The sequence below is a fragment of the Labilibaculum antarcticum genome (assembly GCF_002356295.1).
GTDB lineage: Bacteria > Bacteroidota > Bacteroidia > Bacteroidales > Marinifilaceae > Labilibaculum > Labilibaculum antarcticum.
Map to the genome: position 1 here is coordinate 18,059 of NZ_AP018042.1, position 22,148 is coordinate 40,206.

17 protein-coding genes are annotated in these 22,148 nt (G+C 36.0%); 3 read left to right on the forward strand and 14 right to left on the reverse strand.

All coding sequences use genetic code 11. The features are described from left to right. Positions 1-15: 15 nt before the first annotated feature. From ALGA_RS00095 to ALGA_RS00150, 11 genes are all read right to left on the reverse strand, one after another. The gene (locus tag ALGA_RS00095; RefSeq protein ID WP_096427355.1) at positions 16-1,197 is read right to left on the reverse strand and encodes an ABC transporter permease; all 1,182 of its coding nucleotides are present in this window, start codon (positions 1,195-1,197) and stop codon (positions 16-18) included. 77 nt (positions 1,198-1,274) lie between these two features. Next, on the reverse strand, positions 1,275-2,267 hold the full coding sequence (locus ALGA_RS00100) for an HlyD family secretion protein (RefSeq protein ID WP_096427356.1): 993 nt from the start codon (positions 2,265-2,267) through the stop codon (positions 1,275-1,277). Between the two features lie 65 nt (positions 2,268-2,332). Continuing rightward, entirely contained in the window at positions 2,333-3,865 is a 1,533-nt protein-coding gene (locus ALGA_RS00105; RefSeq protein WP_096427357.1) for a TolC family protein, read from the reverse strand. A 1,004-nt stretch (positions 3,866-4,869) separates the two neighbouring features. Further along, the gene (locus ALGA_RS00110) at positions 4,870-5,448 is read right to left on the reverse strand and encodes a cytochrome b/b6 domain-containing protein (protein WP_096427358.1); all 579 of its coding nucleotides are present in this window, start codon (positions 5,446-5,448) and stop codon (positions 4,870-4,872) included. Between the two features lie 109 nt (positions 5,449-5,557). Continuing rightward, entirely contained in the window at positions 5,558-5,968 is a 411-nt protein-coding gene (locus ALGA_RS00115; protein WP_096427359.1) for a glycosyl-4,4'-diaponeurosporenoate acyltransferase CrtO family protein, read from the reverse strand. Positions 5,969-6,062: 94 nt separating this feature from the next. After that, positions 6,063-6,881 (reverse strand): TlpA family protein disulfide reductase, encoded by an 819-nt coding sequence (locus ALGA_RS23315; RefSeq protein WP_096427360.1) that lies wholly within the window; start codon positions 6,879-6,881, stop codon positions 6,063-6,065. 117 nt (positions 6,882-6,998) lie between these two features. Further along, positions 6,999-7,442 carry a hypothetical protein gene (locus tag ALGA_RS00125; RefSeq protein ID WP_145957548.1) on the reverse strand — a complete coding sequence of 148 codons (444 nt, stop codon included), beginning with the start codon at positions 7,440-7,442 and terminating at the stop codon, positions 6,999-7,001. Between the two features lie 135 nt (positions 7,443-7,577). After that, on the reverse strand, positions 7,578-11,135 hold the full coding sequence (locus ALGA_RS00130; protein ID WP_096427362.1) for an SIR2 family protein: 3,558 nt from the start codon (positions 11,133-11,135) through the stop codon (positions 7,578-7,580). A 641-nt stretch (positions 11,136-11,776) separates the two neighbouring features. Further along, entirely contained in the window at positions 11,777-12,439 is a 663-nt protein-coding gene (locus ALGA_RS00135) for a hypothetical protein (protein WP_096427363.1), read from the reverse strand. A gap of 1,188 nt (positions 12,440-13,627) precedes the next feature. Then, a complete protein-coding gene (locus ALGA_RS00145) occupies positions 13,628-16,489 on the reverse strand; it encodes a PocR ligand-binding domain-containing protein (RefSeq protein WP_096427365.1) in 2,862 nt (953 codons plus the stop codon). 423 nt (positions 16,490-16,912) lie between these two features. Then, the gene (locus tag ALGA_RS00150) at positions 16,913-17,599 is read right to left on the reverse strand and encodes a Crp/Fnr family transcriptional regulator (RefSeq protein WP_096427366.1); all 687 of its coding nucleotides are present in this window, start codon (positions 17,597-17,599) and stop codon (positions 16,913-16,915) included. A gap of 191 nt (positions 17,600-17,790) precedes the next feature. Here ALGA_RS00150 and ALGA_RS23045 point away from each other — a divergent pair, with 191 nt between their 5' ends. Continuing rightward, a complete protein-coding gene (locus ALGA_RS23045) occupies positions 17,791-17,955 on the forward strand; it encodes a DUF5320 domain-containing protein (RefSeq protein WP_162845350.1) in 165 nt (54 codons plus the stop codon). Positions 17,956-18,022: 67 nt separating this feature from the next. After that, positions 18,023-18,358, forward strand: a complete 336-nt coding sequence (locus ALGA_RS00155; RefSeq protein ID WP_162845351.1) for a NifB/NifX family molybdenum-iron cluster-binding protein — start codon at positions 18,023-18,025, stop codon at positions 18,356-18,358. A 343-nt stretch (positions 18,359-18,701) separates the two neighbouring features. Here ALGA_RS00155 and ALGA_RS00160 read toward each other — a convergent pair whose 3' ends face one another. Both ALGA_RS00160 and ALGA_RS22885 read right to left on the reverse strand, forming a co-directional pair. After that, a complete protein-coding gene (locus ALGA_RS00160; protein WP_096427368.1) occupies positions 18,702-19,595 on the reverse strand; it encodes a universal stress protein in 894 nt (297 codons plus the stop codon). Between the two features lie 129 nt (positions 19,596-19,724). Further along, a complete protein-coding gene (locus ALGA_RS22885; RefSeq protein ID WP_153244832.1) occupies positions 19,725-19,868 on the reverse strand; it encodes a hypothetical protein in 144 nt (47 codons plus the stop codon). A 175-nt stretch (positions 19,869-20,043) separates the two neighbouring features. Here ALGA_RS22885 and ALGA_RS00165 point away from each other — a divergent pair, with 175 nt between their 5' ends. Further along, complete coding sequence (locus ALGA_RS00165) at positions 20,044-20,226, forward strand: hypothetical protein (protein WP_096427369.1); 183 nt, start codon at positions 20,044-20,046, stop codon at positions 20,224-20,226. A 427-nt stretch (positions 20,227-20,653) separates the two neighbouring features. On the opposite strand, the gene ALGA_RS00170 is transcribed toward ALGA_RS00165, so the two are convergent. Next, positions 20,654-21,817 (reverse strand): DUF6786 family protein, encoded by a 1,164-nt coding sequence (locus ALGA_RS00170; protein WP_096427370.1) that lies wholly within the window; start codon positions 21,815-21,817, stop codon positions 20,654-20,656. Positions 21,818-22,148: the final 331 nt, after the last annotated feature.

Consider the following 22,148-nt stretch of genomic DNA (forward strand, 5'->3'; position numbering starts at 1 on the left):
TTTATATCGTAAAAACTATTCTCCACCCCAATATTTCTCATGTTGAAGTGTTTTTTTAAACTTAGGGAATGATAAAAGCCCCATAGTGATGAATATCAGAAATATATAGAGGGGATGAATGGCGTTAATTGGAGCCTCTCCCCTGAGTGTCTGCCCCATAAATATTTCCAGCCAAAATGTAAAAGGAAAGATTGCTGAATATATCTGAGCAATCATGGGCATCCCAAAACGGGGAAATGTCAATCCCGAAAAGGTGAGTGACATCATGGTATAGGCCCCAGCCAGTGATAGAGAAAGACGCAAATTAGCCGTCACAGCAAGAAGGAACACCGCCAGCAGAAGATAGGCCACTACCATAATGAATTCTGACAATAGGATGATCGTAAGACTCCCGTGTATGGGCGTACCCATGTAACGAAAGAGTATAAGGTTCATAACCATGGCATCCATCATAAAAAGCAACAGATAGGGCAATAGTTTGGCCGTTATGGCCGTCATCACACTGTCGCCGGAGATCTTCAGAAGATCTCTTCCGGTTCCGTCCTTTAGCTCCACTCCCAAAGCATACAAAGCTCCCAAAAGGGTGAATACAATAAGCATCACGGGCAGTATCCCCACAGTAAGGAAATACGAATAGCTAACAAATGGATTAAATAGTGCGTGTTTATCCAATCTTACGGGCAGCACCGCCGCTTTGGCCTGATGTAAGGTGGCTCCCTTCTTTATGGCCATTTGGAGCTTCACTCCTCCCGAGACGGTAGCAAGGGTCTCGTAGAGACCGCTCTGCAGCATCCCCCCTTTAACCACATTGGTGTTATTGATATATAGTGCGATGTTGGATTGCTCTCCTCTTATCACATTGCGTTCCGTATCATTGGGGATCACAATTATGGCTTCCACATCCCCTTTATTCATCAGTCCATGTGCCTGCTCAAGGCTGGCGCATTGATAATCAACGCTAGCAATGGATGTGGCATCTGCCATTCGGGATATGTTCCTGGATAGGGCGGTATGATCCTGATCTACCATTGCGATGGGTAAATCCCGGGGCACTCCTTTAGAGAATATCCCCATTAAGACAAAGAAAGATATGACAGGAGCCAAGATGGAAAAAAACAGATACACCGGTGAGGTGAATATGCGTTTGATCTCTCGAATTAGCACCTTATAAAAACAACTGGTAAAAAATGATTGCATTCGAAAAAAATTTAAAAAATAGAATACAAATCCTATGATTACGCCCCACAAAAAGACTTCGTAAAATGTATTAGTAACTATTGAATAAGCTTATCCCAATTCACAAGGGCACTCATGCCAGGACGAAGACCATCAACCTTTGCAGTGGGACGGGCATGAATCTCAAAAGTTTTCATATCGAAATCGCCCCTTGTTTTGGTGGCATTCCAGTTGGCATAATCACCCAGAACATTTATAAAGGTGATCTCCAATTTTATGGTTTTATTTCCCAGGGCAGGGAATGTAGCAGGAAGGATACTCCCTTTGCGTACTTTGGAGAGAAGATCCTCACGAATATTAAAGGTAACCCACACATCATCAAGATCTACCAAGGTAATCACAGGATAACCCGCAGGTATCAATTCACCTCTCTCTGCTATGATATTAGCAACTTCTCCATCTGCCGGAGATAGAATCTTCATCTCACTAAGGTAGGAAGAGACCTCCTGAATAACGGCTTCGGCTCTCTTTACCAGGGCCCCGGCAGCTTCCTTATCCTCCACACGAGCACCCTTTTGGGCTTTCTCCCATATGGCTTTAGCCGCCTTTGCACTCTCCTGTGCCACCTTCATCTTTGTCTCGATCTCATCCCTTTTCTGAGCAGGAACAACACCATCCTGAAAAAGATTATCGATACGTTTAAATGTCTTATTGGCAAATTCGGTAGCAGCCTCTGCCTTTAAATAGACATTGTATGCTGCCTGAATATCTTCGCTTCGGGCACCGTTATAAGCCTTATTTTTCTCAGCCTGAGCCGCCAACTTGGCGGCAATAGCCTGTTGAAACTTAGCCTCCACTTCGGGACTGCTAACGGTGAATAGAAGGTCTCCCTTTTTTATGGACTCTCCCTTGTGTACGGGAAGACTATCGATACGTCCAATTAGTTTAGATGCAACCTTAAACTGTGTAGCTTCCACCTCACCTTGAATCTGCATAGGCATAGGTTTACTGAGTATCCATCCGGTATACACAAAAAACAGTACAATTGCTGCAAAAGCCACTCCAGCAATAATGGTCTTGGTCTTATTCATCTCTATTAATTTATTTTTTTTCACTATCCTATTATCTCTCAGCGCAACAGTTGCAAAACCTGACTCTACTTGCTGTAGGATTCAAATTCAACATCTCCCCTAAGCTGATAATTCACAAAATCGTTATGCATACCTGCATACTGCAGCAATCGGGCCAGCGCAACATCATAATTATAGATGGTCTCCAGCCGTTCAATCTTAACCTTGGCAACCACAAGACGAGCATCTACAACCTCCGTGGATGTGCTCATCCCTTCTGCGAAGGCCTTTTGACGCACCTGCGAATACTCATTGGCGAATTCAAGTGCCGTATCCAGCTCATTGAGCTGCTCTATGTCCATCAAAACCTCGTGATGAGACTTCTCTATGACGGTCTCGATATCGGCATTGGTCTTCTTTTTAATCTCATCAACCTGGTTCTGCAGATATCCGGCAGCTTTTACCTTGCGTGTGCGAGCCATACCATCAAAAAGGGTCCATTTCAAGCCCAAGCCCAAAGTATAATCGGGCATGTAAGGAGAGCGATCCTTGTTGGCCACATCGTAAACACCTATGGCCGCCAGACTGGGGAAATAGGCTGATTTCTCTACTCTATATTTCTGATGAGCAAGGTCCTTTTTACTATCGATCTGCTTTAAGAGGGGTGAATTATCGTAGGCCATATCCTTAAAATAGGCTGCCGACTGAATCGACGGAACGTAAAAAAGCTTGGAAACAGGTGTTACTACAGCTCCATCGCCCAGTGACATGGTGTTTGAAAGTGCCTCATTAACAATCTCCAACTTGCGCTTGGATTTCTTCAATTCTCGATCTGCCTGGGCGCAAAATACTTTGGCATGCAGAAGCTCGGCCTTTGGTATGATCCCCTGATCAAACATCTTTTGAGCATCATCCAAGTGATATGTCATGGCCTGAAATACTTCCTCACGAATACAAACAACACTATATGCCAGAGATGATCCATAATAACGTACTACAAGCTCAGTGAGTACCTCTCCCTCTTTTTGCTCCTTTATCTCCCCCGCTTCCCGAGTCTTAATCTCCGCTGCCTTATTGGCCGCAGAAATCTTGCCCCCGGTAAACAGTGCCCAGCTGAATCCGGCGCTAATCACTCCAAATCGATTTTTCTGAATCACCTGATCCCAGTTGGCGGCATTTATCTCATCCAGCCCTTCGTTTAAATTTCCTCTAACGGCAGCGGTAGACATATTATCGGAAAGTGTCGTCATACCTCCTGCTCCATCGGGAACTGATACTCCTGAAAAATTACCATAATTGCCTAAGGCATCATAGAGAGGAGTTATGGCATTCTTCACCGGATTCAAATCCAGAGTAATATCTTCGCTCATGGCCACATAATTTGCACTAACGAATACAGTAGGAAGATATAAGCCACGGGCTGCCTTCAACTCCTGCTCCCTCTGACTGTAAAGAAACTCGTACTGCTTCAAAACATGACTATTCTGACGGGTTATTCCCAAAGCCTGTTCAAAGGTTAAGTGTGACAAACTATCAGTCTGGCTACCTGCCTTTACAAGACTAGATCCACCAGCCAATAAAAGCCCTACACAAAACCATTTTCCAATATTAAAACTCATAATGGCTATCCTTTTTAATGTATTTTTACAAAAAGAAATCACTTTCTCTATATCTTGATGATTAAACCCCTCTTTACCGGAGAAACCCTTTAGCTTACTATTTATAAAGTCTATGGATTTAAGGCATAAAAGTAATGAACAGTTGCTGTCAGCCAGGTTTCAATCTGCTTTATGACTTATCCATTTTGGGCGCTAAATTCCTTCCATAAAACACCACCAAATATAACAAGTAAAAAACCTCAGGACAAGCTCCCAAGGCATTAATATGAACCTATTTTATTATTCCGAGGCAAGCCTTGAGGGAATAAACCTGAATTTGCAGATACTTGTTGATATAATGAGCAATACTAAAATCTGTTTCAGGCAGATCATCTTTTATTGTCCCATTATTCATTAGCGATGAAAGCAATTTCATTGCTGCATCTTCTGTTTTTGCACTTCCGTGATAAGCACCAAAACCGATAATTTTAAAATCTCTTTGAGGAAAATCAAACTGCCCGGAAATTAAGTCGAACCGATTATTTACTAAATAAGTTTACTTGCTCTGTGCAATCAAATTTTAAATCTCTATTTATATTACAAATCCATTATCATGCAATAGTGCCGCAGCCCAGCTATTATTGCTCTTTTAGCCAATCGCAAACAGGATCAACGCCCTTTTTATCATCTTCAAAACTGTTTTCCAATTGCACATCTGGTTTTAAAGAGTTCATCTCTTCATCTGTTTCTTTAAAATATTGAGTGAAATAAAAGACACTGGCTTTCCCAGTTTTTCAATTTTATTCTTGTCTTCTTCTTTACTCATGATAAGTAGGGCTAAGGAAGTTTGTCTGGTAAGATCAAGTTTTACTTTTTAGATGGGCTAAACGTATATGGTATGGTGTCGTGCGGGACTACGAAGCACTTTCCTATAATTTTACACCGACTTTTTTTTACGAGCCACAAACGCTCGAAACCCTCTGAAACGCGCATGCACTATGCCATGTGTTGTGCTTCCGCACTTTTTATTTATCATTTTTCGACCCACTTACTATGCTTGAAATAATTCCTTTTTGATTAGTAAATTCGGCTATTAGTACGCCTGCCAAATGGATTCCGATGAAAGCTATCAGGTAGTAAATACTTAACACGTGGATTTCTTCCATTGACTTTTTTAATTCTTTTGGTCCTAATACTATAATGAGTCCGGTAACAAGCGAAACAATGACACAGAAATAAAATATAATATATGTCCATTTTTGAAATTTCATTTTTGTGGTCAGGGTTTTATCAAGAGGATTTTGAATCTTCATATGCCCGAATGCAGGAAGTATCAAACGAATACTAAATAGTCCTACCAAAACATAACCAATGTAAATATGCCAACTCCACATTGGTTGCCTTATATTTTTTGCTAAATCAATGAGTTGTTCCTGAGATAAAACCTGGTCGGTACCACTCAGGTAAGCCTGTATGATATCTGCCACATTATATTTATTCATCCACGTCAATCGCAAAAAAATTGTAACTAACAATAGAAGAAATGAAACCGCAATTGCCCAATGAATTATTCGATATACCTTAGAATACTTTGTATTTCCCATAATAGCTATTATTAAATAATGATTTTTCTTGTCACAAAACCTTTTGTCTAACTGATTGAAAGTTTTAGATTAACTCCTGTCTCTATTTCTTCTTCTTCTTTTGCTTGATTTAAAAAGTATTTAAGTCAGTCATAGTTATTTTGTATGTTCTTAGTATTCGAATTCTGTTATATCGTTGAACAAATATTGGATACAAATTTATTACAATATTTATTAGGGTAATTTTAAGAGCCTTATAATACTCTGCATTAATAGTTGATTGAATTGTAAGCCATAAAAGAAAAATAAGGGCAGTACAGTGCACAAATTCAACAACAAGAGTGAAAATGAACCAAAGAATTGCATTCTGTCTTGAAGTAAAAACACTTAATTGTTTGGTGAAAACCTTATTATATAATCTAATCCAAAAGTCTCCAAACGGAACAATCTTTTTGAAATGACGAACACCTAATCTTTCATATACTTCGGTTTGGATTTCTGTTTTAAATCCAAAAACAATGCTTTTTGTAAAATTTCTCACTAGTATATTTATTTATTGGCTATAACGGTCTTGCTTAGTTTCTTGGGCAATTCAATCATATTGCCTGATCAATTCACGAAGAAAGAAAGTTCATTTATTCTTCCGAAGGCTTCAACAATTCGTTGATCTTCTCAACCAATTCGTTCAATTTCGCTTCGCTATACCCTACAGAAGTATAAATGACAGTGCCATTTTGGTCGACAAGGAAATTTCGAGGAATAAAGTCGTTGGCATATTGTTTATAAATATCCTGATTAAGATCTAATCCTACATTAAAATCAATCCCTTTGGTCTTTAGCTTTTCCATTTTTTTGCTTACCACATCTTCCTTCTCTCCTCGCGAAATTGGAAGCAGAACAAAGTCTTTGGAAGCAAATGGGTTTATAATTTTATCAGGAAATTCGTAAAATTCACTCATGCACGGAGCACACCATGTAGCCCAAAAATTAATCAGAACAACTTTTCCTTTTAGTTCCGATAATTTAACTTTTTGCCCATCAAGCATGTCAAGCACAAAGTCTGGAGCCCTATCGCCTGTTTTAATTACAGTAGACTCATTCAGCTTTTTTTCGTGTTCATCAGCATTCCTTTTATTAATTGCAGCAGTTTCTTCAGGGCTAATTGGCTTTACGTTCTTCATCTCGGCATCGGAGTACAGATCAAATAGAATAACAATACTTTCGTTCACTTTCTCCCCATATTTCTTAAGTAAGGCTTCTTTTGCCTCACAAGAAACACCCATTGTCATATTCTTAATTCGTTCGGGTTTTAGGCTGTAAGCATAATCTTGAGTCACCTCTTCCCCATTTATAACAAACATCTTTTGGGGCTTCTTCACTTTTTGATCCTGCGCCAAAGAGGCAAACGTGAAAACCATACTAAACAATACAACAAAAATTAATTTTATTCTCATCTCTTTTGTGTTTTTTAATTGGTTGTGTTTTAGTTCATTATTTTCATTCTAGTCCTAACAACCAGCATCAATACTCATGATCGTTTAGCTTTTGACTACATAAAAGTTTCTTCTCATCTAGTTAATTTTAGAAATCTGATCTTGTGACTTAATAAGTAGAAACGAGTCCAAATACGTATAACGAATCTCACTTATATCCTTCAACACCAATGAGTCTTCTGTAAGTTTCAATATTTTGAATTTATAATTATTGTAATCATTTATTTCAAGTAAAGAATCGGTAATCTTGAAAGAGAAGCCATCCCATATTATATCTCCGTAATTTATTTTTTTTCTATTCCCATCATTTGAGTAACCATACTCGACAAACTCTTTCTCTTTAGTTAAAACCCACCCTTTACCATTCATTGTGCTATCAAATTTGTAGTATGGATCCCAGTATTTAACGCTATCCGCGGTGAGCATTTTCATTCTAATTCTATCGCCATTTTGTTTTAAATTGGAAAACCCTAAAATCAGAAATAGAAAACTAAATAGTAGTAATATTTGCTTTGTTCGCATCAGATTAACTATAACGGCAAATGTATGAGTAATGATAGTCCCGAACACTTTAGGGAGCGGGGTCTCTGCCTACCATAGCAAAGAAAAATTAAAGCGGATTGAATTCTTGATTTTTACGTTTGAACAAGCAATCAATTATAGCGTGTGTTGGGGCATCGTACTTTCTACTTGCTCAGTTAGTAATTTTTCAAAATATATTTTTGCCACATTTACATTATAATTTCTACTCAACCCTTTTTTAACAGCTGTTTTTAAATCCCTAGACTTGCCTATATGTTCCATTATGTGTGGTCTGTCAAAAGATAATATCCAATTTAGATTAAACTTCGAATAATCAAATGCATCTGGTTTTAAAATCCATTTAAACATTTCTGAATCTATGCTACTATGTATATCATTTATAGATTCCATATCAAAAAGTTGATTTTTATATATTAAGTTGACATAGAAATGAAGCTGATTCCACACTGAAGTACTTTTGATATTATTTGGAAAACCATCATTATTAATTTCATAATCGGGAAAACCTTTACACGCCAAGTATAAATTTGCAACATACTTATCAAATATCGAAGATTCATTTCTAAGTTCCCAGACCCCCCAATTATATAAATATTGAATTAACTTATTGTTATCAAGAGATGGTTTTATTAATTTCAGGTATTTAGTTTGTTGTTCCTTATTTAACAGGCGAAAAAACGGTGCTATTTTCTTTTTATCCTTACACTGCAGTAATTGAATATAAAATTCTTCTCCTAAAATCTGCTCATTACCTTGTTTATTAATGATAGCATCACATATTGGTTCGACTAAACTATTTGTTCCAATATGTTTGGAAACTATATAATTAAGTAATCGAAATATATTTTGTTCATTAAAGGAATTAATATACTGAACTGAAAATAAAGAAAAATATGAAAATGAATCATGGTATTCGTAGATAGAATTCACTTCTAAATAATTAAGAATTTTATCTAGTACTTCATTGACTTGACTATTACTTAGATCAATCTTAGTAAACAAAACGAGAAAATTATTTAAAGACCTAACCATTTTGCTTTTAAATAAATCAGAATCTTTTAATGCTCTACTGTATAATTTGTTATTATTTATTTTTCTTGAAAAGATTGTGTTAATCTCATAACCAGATGTAATGAATGATTCAAATGATTCAAAAATATTATTAAGCGTTTTTTTATTATTTTCAAATTTTAGGGTCTTAACATCATAAGTTTTTAAATGGGATGCTAACTCCTTAGTATTTCCAAGTGTAATAAATGTAATTACAAATAATTCAGAGAAGTTTGGTAATTTTTGTTTGTACTGTATATTTGTAGAATAGCTCATCAACATGGATTCTAAATACCTGTTTGCTAAATCTATGAAATACTTGTATTCTTCATTAAACAAAGAATTGTTTTTGTAGAAAATCCACAAAATATAAAATGTTGTTTCCGCTTCATGCCAATACGCAGGCCCCATTGAGTAGTAGTTACCATCTTTATATTTATCGTAAGTATCTTTTATCGTAGAATAATTCCTTTCAATTATTATTCTGGAACTTTCAAACAATTTATTTTCTTTAATAGCAACTAAGGCTTCTTTAATAGAAATATCTATTGGTAACTCAAATAAAATTTTGTCTAGATCTATCTTTTTAATTTTAATTTGAATGTCTTCTAATTCATTTTCGTTTAAATCCATTATGTCCCAACTTCGCAAAAATGGATAAAGCAACGTTTGATTATACGATGCAATAAAAAATGAGACATATTCTTTCTTTCTCCAAGATTTTGATTTCATTTCTTCTAAAGTGAAATAAGCTTTGGCGAATTGCCCCATTTTTTGAAACCCCCAAGCCTCTTCAAAACCAATATTCTGGTTTGTACTTTTACAAATTGCTTTACTTGCAGTAGAGTATAGTTCTTGTAAAAGATTACCTATTTCAAACCGTCCAAATAAACACTTTGGACAATTACAATTTTCATTATTTTCAACATGAAATTTGATATATGAGGGAGAAGTATCATTTTTACGACCTACTGCAAAAACACCACTTGAGCAGAGTAAATTAAGTGCTTTGTGTAATTCTTGCTTTTCGGGTTTTATAGTTTTATCGTTGATCGGTTTTAAAACAATATTATCCATATCTCCTTTTTCATCCTTTAAAAAAGATAGTAAATCTTCATTTAAAGTTTCAATAGCAGGATAATTATAGCTTGCCGAAGTATTCAATTCATATTGTGCTTTCTTCTGAAGCTTGAAAGGTGAAATTTTTTCTATAACACTGAGCGGTATTGCACCTAATTCTTTAAATCTCAATACAGAGTTAATCAATTGATCTTTAACGTTTAGATTCTCAATAGTATCTGAAAATACATCAAACTCTTCTATTGTTTTTAAGAATTTAAAGACTTTCTGACCAGTTGGACTAAGTTCCTTAAGTTGAATACTCTCCTCGTCTGAGGTTATGCCTTCAAAGTATTTATTGATTGGTAAATCTTCGTATTCGACTATAATCAATCCTTTCTTCTCTAGTTTTCTTTTACGTTCCTTGTAATTTTTATCTTTCTTGTCTTGAATTATAAAAAGGTAAGGTGGTTGATTGTCCTCTTTTAGAATATTTTTAACCGAATTGGTAATATGCTCAAGATTTGGGTCAGTAAATGAAAACCCAACAAATAATACTAATTTAGAAGCAAATATCCCTTTTATAAACCCTTCAATAAGAGGGAAGTTTTCCGAATATTGCTCGTAATCTTTTTCTTTTAAAACGATATTTCTTTCATCAAAGTCTCCGTGCATTTTCACAAACAAAGAACTTCCATTAGAATAAGGTAAATCTGTATCTTTTTTAATAACTGAATACCTATAACTTTTTTGTTCAAAAATTTGTTCAAAATGGGAGTCGTAATTTGTAGAAATAATATGATGTGGTTGTAATTCAACAATTTTCTGATGTATAGGGTTGTACTTTGTAACACCGTGCTTCAATATTTCTTGTACTCTTGAATTGTATTCTTTCTTCCCTCTTGAGTCATAATACAATTGACCCACCTTCAGAAAATCTTCTTCATCACCGTCTATTCCTGCTTTTAATTCTTGAATAAGCCGCCACCAACCTGGAACTCCCGAATCAATTGACACTCCAGCTCCAGTGAATATAACAAGTTTACCATTTTTCTTTGCTTCTACAATATTCTTCAGACTTTCTCTTAGTTTGTTGGAGAAATTCGGAGTCTGAAAGGGAGTTTCTGTTTTAAAAATGAAGTTTTGGTTAGTAAGCCAATTGTCTTTCTTGGCAAGTAATTCTTCTTCGCTTAACCAAACAATATTATTCCATACCCCTTCATTACTTGGTAGTTTCTGATCAATACGTTCTATTTGCTCATTTGATAAAATATACTCATATGATGTCGCATAAGGGTCATTTTTACTTGTTTTAAAAAGACGAGGAGGTTTTTCAAAATCGATTTTTTCATTCTTGTCGTTTATATCTCGCAAGCCAAAGTAACTTATGATTTTATTTTTAAAATCAGTAAACCTGAATCGATCTCCTATAGCATTACTTTTATAATCAAAAAACTTGTATTTAGAACCTTCCTTTAATACTAGATAATCAAATTTATTTGAGAAATCATTGGATTTAGCTACTATCTGTTTTTTAATTATTGCAATACTTAAATGATTCATTGATTTTATTTTTTAATATCTAATTCAATTGAAAATTAAGGTAGTTCTATGTGTACCAACTCCAAAACAAACCCAAACGAGTCCATTTCAATTCTCCAATTCAAAAAGCCCTTTTCACCCCGCCCTCACGGCACAATAAAAACACTTCTCTCATTTTTAACTTCCGAATCTACGAAACAAAAACTAGCTAACAAAACATTTATATCGCAAAGTCAACAACTCGTTTTTAGCCAACATAAAAGGACTGCCTTGTCTTATTCTGTTGAACAGGGAGCGCAACACAGCAGTTAACAGCTATCTCCTAACACATTTTGGAGCTGCAAGCTTGGTGAAAATCGGTTCAGGGTGCTTCCAATGCTCAAAACCCCGCTGCTCTGCAGGGCAGTTTACTTCTAAGGCATCAGAAGTACATTGCTCTGTGTGGCAGTCTGCTTTTAAGGCAACAATAGTATACTGCCCCGCAGAGCAAGTCACTTTTTAGGCCACAAACAAGCACTGCTCCGTCGGGCAGTGTGCTTCCAAAGCAAAAAAACCACTCTGCCCCAGCGGGCAGAATGGTTTTTACTCATCAATTCTTGTTTGCTTTGCGGAGCAGTGCACTTTTAATGCCTTGAGCGGGCACTGCTCCAATTTTACGTGAACTATTCGGGAACAGCCTCTGCTATTACTTCCTTTTTTTTGCTTGCTGCCTTCGGAAACAATCTATGAGCAAAGGATTTTCCAAATATTTTTACTGCATCTAAATAATTGAATTCGTATTGCCTGCGCAAAGCGGCTTGTGCCATTTCCTCTTCGGCCAATGCTGTTTTAACCGCGGTAATCGAATTTTGATAGCTGCTGATACCGCTTCGGCAAATAGCAATTGCAGATTCTAAAGGCAACTGATAGCTTAGCAATTCATGTCCTTCCTCGAATCCTTTCAGGCGTTGCAATACCTGCTCAGCTTTATCGGGTTCGGCACTTAAAGATGCCTCAGTTATGGTGGTTGTTTTTCCATCGGGAAACAACATGCTGTGAACCGAACGCCCTGGATGGGCGCGATCGTATTGCTTTGTACCGGCGGATAAATTGCGGATTACATCATCCAAAGCAGCATCGTTAAATTGCATGTCGTCGTAAGCTGCTGTTTTATCATCTTCGCAAGCCAATCGAATCTCCTGCTTTTCCTTTAAATTAGTTATTGAGGGTGTAATTGCAGTTACCAAATTTTCTGCTCCCTTTATTCTTTTGCAGAGTCGGGTGTGTCTTTTAGAACTATCCAGATGACCATCTGTCGACATCTTGTCGTATAACATTTTTGCCATGTTAATTAATTTTTAATGAAAAACTATAATTATTTACAAGAATTGATTTTAAGCATTTACGTACGATCATTATCTCTCAATCACCAACAAATCCTACCAACTCCATCTAATTCTATTTCCTCACCAACAAATTCAACCCAACTCTTCTCTTTTTTTATGATCAGGCATCTAAATTAATAACATTTTTCAAAACACAACATAACTACTTGTTTTATTTTCCCATAATTCGAGTGTTTTGTAAAGCAAAGCCCAATTCATGGGGAATTGGGCTACTATTTAATTGCATGCATTTTCTTCTTTTTACAGCTCACAGTCTTTTTAATTCGATACAACTATCGGTGATCTTTTGTGCCTCAAACACCCCTCTGTACTTAGTTTCTAACTCTTTCGTGATTCCCTTAAAAAGAAGAGAATTCGGAACAGGTACATTTACACTCTGTTTTTGTTTAAAACCTCACCCCGGCCCTCTCCTATAGGAGAGGGAGAAAAAAAAGAGAGCATCAGACCTGTTTTCTTTGCGTTCTTTGTGATGTCCTTTGGTGTACTTTGTGGTTAAAGCATTTGCTTTGATGTTGTTTTACACGTTAAACACCCCTCTGTCCTTCGGACATCTCCCCTCGAAAAGGGAGAAACGTTCACAAACCAAGTCTTCCCTTCCCGAGGGGAAGTGCCGACAGGAGAAGGGGTTTCAGAAAAAAAGAAAATTAACAGTGAATCTTGTTTTGTGTTTTAGAGCGGGAGTTGCCGATCGGGCGCGATTCGGACTAATTGGATTGATTGGAAAACCACACAGCTTCCGAGAGGCTTGATTCTTTTGCATACTTTTCTCATCTAAGGAGAAAAGTATGAGCCCATCGGCTTGAGATAAATGCTAAAAACATTTATTTTACTAACTGTTATATCATTTCGTCGCATGCATGAACTCATCCTTTATCAAGATTTTTACGTGCGACAATTACACTTTACTTCCAATACCTGGGGTGACATTCGCTCCGCTCATTTTACCCCAGGCTATGATGTTCGAGCCCTTCAGGCTCGGGAGTGAAATCCAGAAAGGAAATAGTAGACCTGTTGTTTCTTTGTGTTCTTCGTGATGTCCTTGGTGTGCTTTGTGGTTAAAGCATTTTTTTTGATGTTGTTTTGTGCCTAAAACACCCCTCTGTCACTATCAAACACTGTTCGTGTAATCTATTTCACGTAATTTTTAATCAGAGCGTATAATTTTTCCTTTTTAACTGGTTTTTCAATATAATCATCACAACCAGCCTCAAGAGCGATCTCTTTATCCCTGGCTGTGATATAGGCCGATTGTGCAATTACAGGCAATGATGGATAAATAATTTTAATCAATTTTGTGGCTTCCAGTCCATTTAAAACCGGCATCTTTACATCCATTAAAACTAAATTGATGTCGACATTATTTTCACAAAATTCAATTGCTTCCCTGCCATTAATTGCATGTAGAATTTGAATATTTTCGCCACTTAGTATTTCTTTCAGGTACATGAAACTTATTTCATCGTCTTCGGCAATAAGTACAAGTAGTTTTTTTCCGACTCCAAAATAGGCAGGCTGATCGATGTAGTGATCCTTTACATCACTTTTTGGTTTCTTAAAAGGCAAATTAAAATAAAAAGTAGACCCTTCACCTTGTTCTGATTCCACCCAAATACGACCACCTAATTTTTCGATATATGCCTTTGAAATAGCAAGTCCTAATCCACTTCCGTCGCTAGCATTGGCAGGGGTTAAATTTTCCTGTACAAAGCGTACAAATATCTTTTGCTGAAAATCGGTTGAAATACCAACCCCTGTGTCTCTCACATAAAATTGCAAGAGGTCGTTTTGAATCGCATATCCAAAATTTATTTGCCCTTCCTTAGTAAATTTCAATGCGTTTCCAATCAGGTTGGTCAGTATCTGGGTTAATTTTGTTTTGTCGGTAACAATACGACTATCCGATTTCCGGAGCTCCGATTCCTGAGTTAACAGCAAGCCCCTTCGTTTAGCTACTGGTTTAAAAAATACGAGCAAGTCTTCCAATAACTGATTGATTTCAAAATCTTCTTCAATAACCTCTACCTGCCCGGTTTCAATTCGGGAAATATCAATAAGGTCAGATATAATAGTTAACATGCGATTCCCACTTTGTTCTATAATTTCAATATATTTCTTTTGCTTATCACCTGTCAAACCCGGACTTTTCAGCAAATCGGCAAAACCAAGAATTCCATTCATAGGAGTACGAATTTCATGACTCATATTGGCAAGGAATGCTGTTTTTAATTTATCGCTTTCTTCCGCTTTTTCCTTGGCCTTTATCAACTCCATTTCACCTTTCTTAATTTCCGATAAATCAATTGTTTGAATAATGGCATTGGTAACTTCTTTATTTAAGCCAAAAACCGGTGTCATAATAGTCCGAATAATTTTATGCGTAGCGTCCTTAACCTCTATATGCTCCACCTCCATAAAATTATAGTCAATTATAAAATCGGCAATTTCTCCTTTGTTAAAAACTCCTTCCACCAAGGGTTTAAATCCCATTTTCTCTATTACATTGTCTTCAAGAAGATTGTATTTTCCAATTACCTCATTCTTTTTTGCCCCAAATAAATTCAGACTAGCGCTGTTTATTTTTATGGCAGTCCCTTTTTTGTCAGATATCCACATACTTACGGCGGCATCTTCAATAATTGTGTCCAAAAAATTCGAATTTTCTTTTAATTGATTCTCAACCGCCTTAATTTTACTGATATCCTGAAGTGATCCTGTTACTTTTATAATTTTTCCATTTTTCTTTATCGGCTTGCCAATGGTTCGCACCCATTTATGATTGCCTTTGGCAGAAATTAATTCCAATTCCAAATCGTAGGCTTTTCCTTTTTCGAGACACTGCTTTAAGGCAGTTTCAATTCTTTCTCTTGAACTTGGACAATAATAACTCAAGCCAATTTCAACATTGGGCGCATCTTCAGCATTTAAATCATGAATCCTGGCAACCTCCTTTGTCCAGGTTCCTTCACCCGTTTCAACATCGAACTCCCATCCTCCAACTTTTGCCAATTTTCCGGTTTCCTCCAATATTTTCTTAATCTTCAAAATTTCTTCCTTTGTGTTTTTACTTGCAGTAATATCATTTATATTCCCAAATATTTGTATCGGTTCCCCTTTTTGATTCCTTAAGAAGATTGTCTCTTTAGAATGCAACCAAAGCCACTTCCCATTTTTATGCTTCATCCTGTATTCATGCTCAATAAATTCATTATCCTTTGCCGAAATGTAGCGTGGAATTATGCTGTTCAGATAAATCTCAAAATCATCTGGATGCATCAAGCTGGATATCAAAGAATTTCCCATCTTTTTTATCTCAGACACAGAATACCCAAGTATTTTCTCAATCCCATTATTGCTGTATACATTTGATTTTGACTGAATATCGTACACATAAATAATATCAGATGAAGTATTCAACAAAGTCTCGTTAAATATTTTACTTTCTTCCAGAGCTTTGTTTGTTTCAATCTGATTTATATTATTCAATCCGATTTCGCACAACATCTCAGTCATGTTTAACAGAAAGATCAAGATATCCTTTACTTCACTTTCTTTTATTACAGGTACTTTAGAGAGGGCATCAAGATATTTCGCCGTATTAAAATTATATTTTACAGACTGAGCTCGAAAAGTCTCGATATTTGGAGGTTCAAAAAGAAACTGACCCGTAAAAAGGTTGCCAATGTGTTTTCCGCGAATTACTATTGGAACTGCTATATCAACAAGGCCGTTTAAGCATTTGTATACATTGTACTTACCTCCTTCAGATAATTTTCCTGCAAGAAATGTATCACTTTTTTTACAATTCATCGCCGTTTTTGAGTGTTCCCGATGATAGCAGGTGCAGATTTCCCGCCAGCCAGTTTGTACCAATATATTGCCATCAAGATCGAGAATCGCAGTCACAATATTAGTCAGTTTACTAAAACTTTTTAAAATTTTCGATATCTTTTCAATATCTATTATCTCGGGTATTTTATAGTCTTTTTCCAAATCATTTGTTTTATAAACTACACTAAACTAGCCTAATTTGCATTGAAAATACAACAATATTAAATGACAATCAAGAAGTTGTTATTTTTTCGCAAGTACACAAAAGTGCTGGCTTTTTGTTCCTACTACTATTTCTATAAATATATTATACTGAATAGATTGTAGACTTGTCGGGAACATCCACAACTATAGTGGCGGGTAGTTGAGATTTCCAGAATAAATCCAGACTCCCTTGTTGCAAATGGGAATTGCTTCTCCCTTGCAGGGATTTTTCCGGAACATTGGCATCAGAATTAAAGTACAGATTGTTGGTGTTTTTTTGATACTGAAAAGGCTCAGACTTATTTTAGATTTGCAATAGAATGAGTGAATGCAGTAAAAAGGGGCCAGTAAGCATCTAGATTGAGTAATTCCGACTATCCTTTATCCAAATCTGCTAATTTCCTTTAATTTATCAGGTTTTAAGATTTCGATAATCTTACCATTACTGCTTATAATTCCTTCTTTTTTGAATTCGCTTAATAATTTAATGGTACTCTCCTTCGAGATGCAGGCAAAATCAGCAATGTCTTTTCTGGTGATGTAATTAAAAATATTTTCATCTTTAAACTCTTCTGAGCACAAGTTTAATAATGTATCGGCAAGCCTTCCCGGTATTTGTTTGTAACTAATGCTCTTAATAAAATTTAAAAAGTATTTTTCCCGCACGCAATACTGCTTTATCAATTCTGATGCAAAATCAGAATTGCTTTCCAATAGTTTCCGAATGGCGTCTTTATCAATCAGGCAAACATCTGTTTCCTTAAGGGCAACAACAGAATAGTTATAAATATTCTCTCCATATATTGAGGCCAGACCAATAAAATTCATTGACTTAAGTATCTTGATATTCGTAAATTTATTATTGGTATTCTCCAAATAAAGTTTTACCAAACCATTGGGAATATATAACACATAAGAAGCAAAAGCTCCCTGTTTACAAAGAATTTCACCTTTCCTATATTGAATCTGAATTTTCATTTGATTAATGAATTCCAATTCAGATGGAATTAGTTTTTTGAAACATTTCGAAGCTATTTCACAATCGGCACATGTGTTGATTACACTCATAACCTACTAGTTAAGTTCTAACATACAAATTACAACAAAAATATTAATCTCATAAAATTAAGATAGCTTATTAAAAATGGTGAGTTATCTCATTCAATAAGCTAATTACTAAGAAATCGTTTTTTGAGTTTTCGAAAATATTGTCGGGTAACTTTATAATACAGAATAAAAATCTTAAAACGGAGGTCAAAATGCCAAACAGAGATGGAACAGGCCCTGATGGAAAAGGAGTCAAAACAGGAAGAAAGTTAGGTAACTGTAAGCCACAGGAATCTGCCAATGAAGAAAAACTCAAAGAAAGAGGATTGGGTAATCGTCGTTTGCAAGAAAAGGGAAATAAACGAAGACAAAACTGAAATTGAACTTTGCAGAAAGTTAACCGATGCCCCTGCATATTTAATGCGGGATTTTAAAAATACGGAAATGACAAAAATTGCAATTCCCGTTCTTAACGGGCAAATAAATAATCTTATCGGAGACACACAACAGTTTTACGTATGTAAAATTGTAAAAAATTCTATTGTTGAAGAGAAAGTCTTAAGTCCACCTGATCATGAACCGGGAGTATATCCTAAATGGCTCGCCGAAATAGGAGTAACAAATGTGATTGCCGAAAGTATGGGTCACAAAGCCATGGCCTTATTTAATCAGAATAAAATAAATGTATTTGTGGGGGTATCAATTAAAACACCCAAAGAGTTAGTGATGGATTTACTCAACGGAACTCTTGAGACCAATGATAATAGCTGTTCCCACTAGTTTTTATTTGTTACTGATAATAGTTAGCCTGATTGATAGCTTGCTGAACGTTTCAATGAACTGAATTTATTGTAATTCAAAAATATATTTTGCCTGATGCAGGTTTACTAAATGCAGGTATCACCCTATAAATTGATGAGCTTATTGAACTCAATTGCAATTTAAAAAGATGCAAGACAAAGGATGGTTCGGAAATTGAATTCGAAAAAATGATTATCGCAACCGGCTCTGCACTCTTAAGACCAAGCTGGTTGAAGGGAATCCAATTGAAGAATGTATTTACAATCCTGAAAAATAAAGTTTATCTGTTTTAAACATGATCTGCAAAGCAGACTGAACTTGTCTATGATTCATTTTTCCAGTTTTCGTAGCTTTTGTTGTAATTAAGTAACTTTGAAATAAATTCCTGAGGCTTTTCCATTTTAATACTTAAAACGGGTTTGGTTACATGTTTTACAAGATCCTCAGTCAGGCTTCCATTAATAAGATGGGCGAAACCGGTTCTTCCATGTGTCTCAATTGCTATTAGATCTGAATTTTGTTCGTAACAAAAGTCGATAATGCCTTTTTCTATTTTATCCGCATTATATATGTTTTTTGAGTAATCAGTAAGATCAAACTTTTTAGCAAAATTGTCAATCAACTTTTGACTCTTAAGTGTTGATTCAAAATCTTTTGGTGTGATTATTTTCAGTAAATCAATGTGAGCATCATATAGGTCAGCAAAGAATTTAATCTTTTCGAAACTCTTGTATGATTCATCCATAAAATTGGAAGCAAAAACAATTTTATTAATTCTGAAGTCTTCAATTTCAGTCTTAATGGTTAACACGGGTGCATCTGCAAGCCTTACAATCTTTTCGGTGTTAGAACCTATAAAAGTAGAGTTAAATCCACTTGTTCCATGTGAACCTATCACTATCAAATCAACATTTTTAAATCTTTCATCGCTTACTGTCTCCCATATTAGCATATCGGTAACAATATATTTGTTGACGACAATGCCTTCTAAGCATTCATGCTCAGTTAATTTGATGAGTTGCTCGTTTGCAAGTTTTAGATTTTCTTTATTGTACTGATAGTAGTACTGATTATACTGTGCAAATCCTGCTGAAAGAAGATTACAAACATGAATAAGTTTTATTTCTGCCTTGATCTTATGTGCAATACTTGCTGCAGCTTTTAACGCAAATAATGCATGATCAGAAAAATCCGTAGGTACTAAAATAGTTTTCATAGTATCAGAAGTTATATTATCATTTCTAAAAAGTATCCTTCCTGTTTTGTATTGATATATTTAATAACTACATGTCATTAAGTCCTGAGGTATCCCCCACTAAATTCCTCTCTTCCTGCTCTAAATGTTTCAGTAAGCGATTAGTACATCTTTGGTTTCCTCCTCGTTCGTTTCTTTAAGTAAACTATCGTAGATTTTATTAAAATAATTATTCAAATAAAGTGTACCACAAACCAGATCGTCTACTGACAAACCTGAACTAATTTCGATCACCTGTATGTATATAAATTTACGAAACACTGAAGCTTTCCGGAAGACGGGAAAAAGATATACATTACTAAATTACCTAAGATATCTCACCCATTTTAATGAGCTTCTACGAACATTTCTATTCTGCGAATTGCAAACTTCTTTGTAACTTAATGCAGTTAGTGAAAATTTAAATGCGATGAAATCAAAATCAATTTTAAGAAAGGAAAAAGAATTACATGAACTACAGAAAAAGAATAAGGAAGCAATTCCTTTTAGAGCTGGGGATTTGAATTCTTTTAGATTAAAAGAAGTGGAAAAAGTGGAAAAAGCTAATTCAGAGCATTACTCTTATGTAGTTCCATGGCAAATGGAATATTAGTTACTAATTGGTTTTAAATAATTTATCACAAACTGCTGTTGTGATACAGGATTCCTTTGTTACCTACTTTTCAGACGACTGAAATCCAGAGGATCCAACTATTAATATCCAATCTGTAGATTTGCATCCTCTTTTAATGGAATTATTACAGACGTGTTCCCGCTTACTTCGAGCATGACAAAATCCAGAGTGAATATAATCCTGTTTTTTCATGCATTATACCCCTATTTTTCAACGGAACGAAATACGAAGGAAGTATCCCTTTGAACGAATTTGCTAAAATGAGCACATCTACAGAACCCATAAGTCTTTTATTTAGATGGCTTGCATAAAAGAAACAGTCTTATCCTAAAAAAGTGCACTTAGCAGTGCACTTTTTTATTCGCCTCCTGATTTAATGGATAGATGACGATGCATTCCCTTCTTTTTACCAATTGCAGTCTGGTAAACCGACTCCCAGTATTTGTTTGCACAGCTTGTTTAGGTCTTCCTGTTTACCCGAGAAATGATAGACCCTATGAAAATGATTGAGACTATCGCCCGGCTGCAACTCGCGCATTGGCGAACAGCTTTCCAATTCGTAGAAGGAGCTTTCGCTTGTTGGTGAATAATCCATGCTTCCATTATTGTAAACAGGGATGACTTCTCCCTTATAGGGATTTTCCTGAATATTGGCATTGGAATTAAAGTACAGACTGTCGCTATTTTTTTGATACTGAACAATGCTCAGCCTTTGCTTCTCTTTCGAATAAGAGGCATAAATACTTGGGGCAAATTGGGGCGGAATCCCAATCTTCGAGCGGTACTTGCCATCTGCCTTAAACAGCACTACATTATTCCTTATTCGCAAACGAGTAGAATCCAGGAGTCCCAAATATTGATAGATATCCTGCAAATCTGCATCCTTTTTTAGTGGTATAATCACAACAGTATTCTCGCTTCCCTCGAGCATGTTCAAACTCCAGAGTGAAAGTAAGCCACTCTCCTTTCGCCATGCTTCGCCACCCATATTTGTTAACACATGGGCACTTTCGAAGGCTACAAATTTAGTATCCGCCGAAAGCGAAACAGCTAAATTTTTCTCTGCCTCAATTTTGCTCAGGAGTTTAATTGTACGCTTTACGTTCACGTCAAAACGGCTTCCTTTAAAATTGCATAAATGCATTTCATTTTGCATCTCAATTTTGGTATCGCTAAGCGAAACGACTTCAAATGCCTGATTCAAAGCCGTAGGAACTTTCCAGTTTCCTTCATCTAAAGGTTCAATTTGCTGATAATACAAGGAATATTGTCCGCCCAATGGGCCAATCCATACCCGATCTTCCCCACCAATTCCATTGTAGTCTTTGGCCGCAAGTGCCTTTCTGTTGAGCCAGCCATTTCTGTCGCCCAACAATCCATCAGCAGTACTGCCGACTATTTTCCCTTGATACTTGGGCATGATCATCAATCTGGCCTGGCCATTATTATTTATTAGTTCGATTATCTCGCTGTGTTGTTTCAGCAGTTGCAAGTCATCCTGATAAGTATTGGTAGAATGCCGGCAAGCAACAAAGAACAGGCAAAGGGCAAATAAGTGCAGTGTCTTCATAAATTTTTATAAAGTTTTTTGATCCTGATAAAAGGGAATTACCAAAGCAAGATAAGTAAAGGACGCTTGCAATTCGGGGGACTAAATGAGTCTATTACAGTCTGTATTTACGAAACAATGATCCACGCTAAAAATACCAACACTTCTATTCTTGCCTCAGTCACCAAATGCAGTCGTCTGTTTGTTGCCCGTATTTTTTTGTAGAGTAAATGTAGAGTTATTCTTTACAGTTTGCCTTTGTAAAGTATTTGTAAATATATTGGGAGTGAAACACGGGCTCAAATCCATAAAAAGACAGACTGCAGCCCCCTAAAATAAGTATATTTGTAAC

Coding starts and splice junctions, on each gene's coding strand:
- ALGA_RS00150 (WP_096427366.1), bottom strand. CDS start 17,599: ATGAGTGTAATCAACACATGTGCCGATTGTGAAATAGCTTCGAAATGT.
- ALGA_RS23045 (WP_162845350.1), top strand. CDS start 17,791: ATGCCAAACAGAGATGGAACAGGCCCTGATGGAAAAGGAGTCAAAACA.
- ALGA_RS00135 (WP_096427363.1), bottom strand. CDS start 12,439: ATGGCAAAAATGTTATACGACAAGATGTCGACAGATGGTCATCTGGAT.
- ALGA_RS00110 (WP_096427358.1), bottom strand. CDS start 5,448: ATGGGAAATACAAAGTATTCTAAGGTATATCGAATAATTCATTGGGCA.
- ALGA_RS00125 (WP_145957548.1), bottom strand. CDS start 7,442: ATGCGAACAAAGCAAATATTACTACTATTTAGTTTTCTATTTCTGATT.
- ALGA_RS00105 (WP_096427357.1), bottom strand. CDS start 3,865: ATGAGTTTTAATATTGGAAAATGGTTTTGTGTAGGGCTTTTATTGGCT.
- ALGA_RS00130 (WP_096427362.1), bottom strand. CDS start 11,135: ATGAATCATTTAAGTATTGCAATAATTAAAAAACAGATAGTAGCTAAA.
- ALGA_RS23315 (WP_096427360.1), bottom strand. CDS start 6,881: ATGAGAATAAAATTAATTTTTGTTGTATTGTTTAGTATGGTTTTCACG.
- ALGA_RS00160 (WP_096427368.1), bottom strand. CDS start 19,595: ATGAAAACTATTTTAGTACCTACGGATTTTTCTGATCATGCATTATTT.
- ALGA_RS00170 (WP_096427370.1), bottom strand. CDS start 21,817: ATGAAGACACTGCACTTATTTGCCCTTTGCCTGTTCTTTGTTGCTTGC.
- ALGA_RS00165 (WP_096427369.1), top strand. CDS start 20,044: ATGAAATCAAAATCAATTTTAAGAAAGGAAAAAGAATTACATGAACTA.
- ALGA_RS00100 (WP_096427356.1), bottom strand. CDS start 2,267: ATGAATAAGACCAAGACCATTATTGCTGGAGTGGCTTTTGCAGCAATT.
- ALGA_RS00095 (WP_096427355.1), bottom strand. CDS start 1,197: ATGCAATCATTTTTTACCAGTTGTTTTTATAAGGTGCTAATTCGAGAG.
- ALGA_RS00155 (WP_162845351.1), top strand. CDS start 18,023: ATGACAAAAATTGCAATTCCCGTTCTTAACGGGCAAATAAATAATCTT.